3 protein-coding genes are annotated in these 2,669 nt (G+C 71.2%); all 3 read right to left on the reverse strand.

The features are described from left to right. Window positions 1–260 precede the first annotated feature (260 nt). Window positions 261–1,829: a GTPase ObgE gene (obgE, locus tag H5J29_RS28430; protein WP_181784064.1), complete on the reverse strand. Its 1,569-nt coding sequence runs from the start codon at window positions 1,827–1,829 to the stop codon at window positions 261–263. 86 nt (window positions 1,830–1,915) lie between these two features. Further along, window positions 1,916–2,173, reverse strand: a complete 258-nt coding sequence (gene rpmA / locus H5J29_RS28435) for a 50S ribosomal protein L27 (RefSeq protein ID WP_181784065.1) — start codon at window positions 2,171–2,173, stop codon at window positions 1,916–1,918. Window positions 2,174–2,186: 13 nt separating this feature from the next. Next, the gene (gene rplU, locus H5J29_RS28440; protein ID WP_181784066.1) at window positions 2,187–2,495 is read right to left on the reverse strand and encodes a 50S ribosomal protein L21; all 309 of its coding nucleotides are present in this window, start codon (window positions 2,493–2,495) and stop codon (window positions 2,187–2,189) included. Window positions 2,496–2,669 lie beyond the last annotated feature (174 nt).

Raw genomic sequence — 2,669 nt, forward strand, 5'->3', positions numbered from 1 at the left:
GATCCGGAGGCCCGCCGCGCGGCCAACGCGTCGACGAGGCGGTGCAGCCGAGCGGGGTCGAGCCCCCCTTCGAGGCTGCTCAGCGACGACGACCCGACCTTGACGACCACCCGTCGAGCCTGTGCCAGCAGCACCCGGGTCTCACTCACGGCCGACCACCGAGCAGATGTCCGACTCGCGCGTCGGAAGTGAGGGACTCGCGGAACCGTCCCGCGAGTCCCCCACTCTCGACGCGCGAGTCGGACATGCGAGCTCAAGGATCACCGGGATTCGTCCTTCTCGGTCCACACCTCGAACTCGCCCTCGGGGAGCTCGAAGATCTCCTCCGGCTCGTCGGGGGCGTCGTTCGTCCAGCGGGCCTCGTGGGCGTAGCTCGCGCCCTCGGCCAGCTCGGCGTCCGAGAGGTGCTTGCGCCGGGCCAGCTTGGCGAGCTTGCGGTCCGCCGCCGAGATTCGGGCGACGCCGCCCTCGACCCGGACGTCCGTGCCGCGGCCGGACATGACCCGCGCGATCCCGGCGGGGGTGCTGGGCTGCCAGTCGAACGTGATGTCGCCGATGGTGACCGGGCAGCCGGGCTGCGCACCGGCCTCGGCCAGGGCGTCCTCCACCCCGAGCCGGGCCAGCCGGTCCCCGAGGTAGCCGACGGCCTCGTCGTTGTCGAAGTTCGTCTGCCGGATCCAGCGCTCGGGCCGCGCACCGAGGACGAGGAACCCGCCCTCGAGCTGCGGGTCCGGTTCGATGGTGAACCCGGAGTCGTCCACCGCGGTCGGCCGGAGCACGATCCGGGTGGGCTCCAGGATCGGCTGTGCCGCCCGGTAGGCCGCGACCTGCTCGCCCATCGCGAAGGACAGCTCGCGCAGGCCCTTCCGGGTGGCGGTCGAGATCGGGTAGATCGGCCAGCCGAAGCGCTCGGCCAGGTCGGCGGTGACGATGTCGACCATGTCCGCGGCGTCCGGGACGTCGATCTTGTTGAGCGCGATCAGCCGGGGCCGGTCGGAGAGCTCCCCGCCGAGGGCGGGCGTGTAGCGGGCGAGCTCCTCCTCGAGTGCCTGGACGTCCGCGACGGGATCGCGGCCGGGCTCGAACGTGGCGCAGTCCACGACGTGCACCAGGACGGAGCAGCGCTCGATGTGTCGGAGGAAGTCCAGCCCCAGCCCGCGGCCCTCGGACGCGCCGGGGATCAGCCCGGGCACGTCGGCCACGGTGAAGATCTCGTCCCCGGCGGTGACCACACCGAGCTGCGGGACGAGGGTGGTGAAGGGGTAGTCCGCGATCTTCGGCCGGGCCGCGGACAGCGCCGCGACCAGCGAGGACTTGCCCGCGGAGGGGAAGCCGACCAGCCCGACGTCGGCCATCGAGCGCAGCTCGAGGGTCAGGTCGCGGCTCTCCCCCGGCTCACCGAGCAGCGCGAACCCGGGGGCCTTGCGGGCCGACGAGGCCAGCGCCGCGTTGCCCAGCCCGCCGCGACCGCCCTCGGCCGCGATGAACCGGGTGCCGGGGCCGACCAGGTCCACGACGATCTCGCCGCGCTGGTCGAAGACCACGGTCCCGTCCGGGACGCGCAGCTCCAGGTCCTCGGCGTTGGCGCCCGCCCGGAAACCGCCCTGACCCTGGGTGCCGCTCTTGGCCACCGCGTGTGGGCGGTGGTGGAAGTCCAGCAGGGTGTGCACGCCGGGATCGACGACCAGCACGACCGACCCACCCCGGCCGCCGTTGCCGCCGTCCGGACCGCCGAGCGGCTTGAACTTCTCCCGGTGGACCGACGCACAGCCGTTCCCACCCGCCCCTGCGGTGGCGTGCACGACGACCTGGTCGACGAACCGCGACATGACCTGCTTCTCCTCTACACACGAAAACGGCGGACCACCCGGTAGTCCCGGGGGCCCGCCGCTCGCGAACTTCTGGTGGTCGGGCCTCAGGCCTCGACCGGCACCACGTTGACGACCTTGCGGCCGCGCCGGTGGCCGAACTCGACCGCACCCTCGACGAGGGCGAACAGCGTGTCGTCCCCACCGCGGCCGACACCCTCGCCCGGGTGGAACTTGGTGCCACGCTGGCGGATCAGGATCTCGCCGGCGTTGACGGTCTGGCCGCCGTACCGCTTGACGCCCAGCCGCTGCGCGTTCGAGTCGCGCCCGTTACGGGAGCTGGACGCACCCTTCTTGTGAGCCATGGCGCAGGTCTCCTTACGCGCTGATGCCGGTGACCTGGACCTTGGTCAGCGGCTGACGGTGGCCCTGACGCTTGTGGTACCCGGTCTTGTTCTTGAACTTGTGGATGCGGATCTTCGGGCCCTTGGTGTGCTCGACGACCGTGGCGGTCACCGAGGCCTTGGCCAGTGCATCCACATCGGTGGTCAGCTTGTCGCCGTCCACGAGCAGCACGGCGGGCAGGCTGATCTCGGCTCCGGGCTCACCGTCGATCTTCTCGACGGTGACCACGTCGTCCACAGCCACCTTGTACTGCTTACCGCCGGTCTTGACGATCGCGTACATCGTTGACGCACGACTCCTGAAACTCTCGGGGGGACTCATGGGCGCCCAGTCCCTGAATACAGAGAACAGCGCACGCCGGGCCACAGAGGCCCGACTCCTTGCATCCCAGGGTACGGAAGGGGAATTCGCAGGGTCAAACCGGGTCCCCCCCGGCTGTGTCCCCTGCCGTGTCGG

This window comes from Pseudonocardia pini (assembly GCF_013870575.1).
Taxonomy (GTDB): Bacteria; Actinomycetota; Actinomycetes; order Mycobacteriales; family Pseudonocardiaceae; genus Pseudonocardia; species Pseudonocardia pini.

What these genes read in the sequence shown, in the direction of transcription:
- obgE (WP_181784064.1), bottom strand. Translation starts at nt 1,829, where the DNA reads ATGTCGCGGTTCGTCGACCAGGTCGTCGTGCACGCCACCGCAGGGGCG.
- rpmA (WP_181784065.1), bottom strand. Translation starts at nt 2,173, where the DNA reads ATGGCTCACAAGAAGGGTGCGTCCAGCTCCCGTAACGGGCGCGACTCG.
- rplU (WP_181784066.1), bottom strand. Translation starts at nt 2,495, where the DNA reads ATGTACGCGATCGTCAAGACCGGCGGTAAGCAGTACAAGGTGGCTGTG.